The sequence below is a fragment of the Oleiphilus sp. HI0067 genome, assembly GCF_001635735.1.
The window spans coordinates 1-432 of sequence record NZ_LWFI01000656.1; the positions used below are offsets into that span (position 1 = coordinate 1).

Annotated in this window: 1 protein-coding gene; it reads right to left on the reverse strand. The window is 42.6% G+C overall.

What is annotated here, in order from left to right:
• Positions 1-129: 129 nt before the first annotated feature.
• The coding region (gene rpsD, locus A3739_RS07220) for a 30S ribosomal protein S4 (protein WP_082878310.1) at positions 130-432 on the reverse strand (303 nt) is incomplete at its 5' end.

Here is a 432-nt window from a genome sequence, read left to right on the forward strand (position 1 = left end):
CTAATGGTTCTAGAACCACCTTCGCATGTGTTGCACTTAATTCCTGAACTTCAATGTTACGTGGGTTCAAGAATTCATTTACTGAACGCTGCATATACGCCCCTATACGTTATGTTGTAGATACAAAGCTTACTTAGAGTAAAGCTCGACGATTAGGTTTTCGTTGATTTCAGCTGTTAGGTCGCTACGCTCTGGTACTGACTTAAATGTACCAGCAAGCTTGCTTGTATCAACTTCGACCCACTCAACTGGCGCACGGTTGCCCGCCAATTCAACTGCGTTTTTAACACGCAATTGGTTCTTTGCTTTTTCACGAACAGAGATAGTATCGCCCGCTTTCACTTGATATGAAGCAATGTTTACAACATTGTCATTTACAAGGATCGCTTTGTGCGAAACTAACTGACGTGCTTCTGCACGAGTAGATCCAAA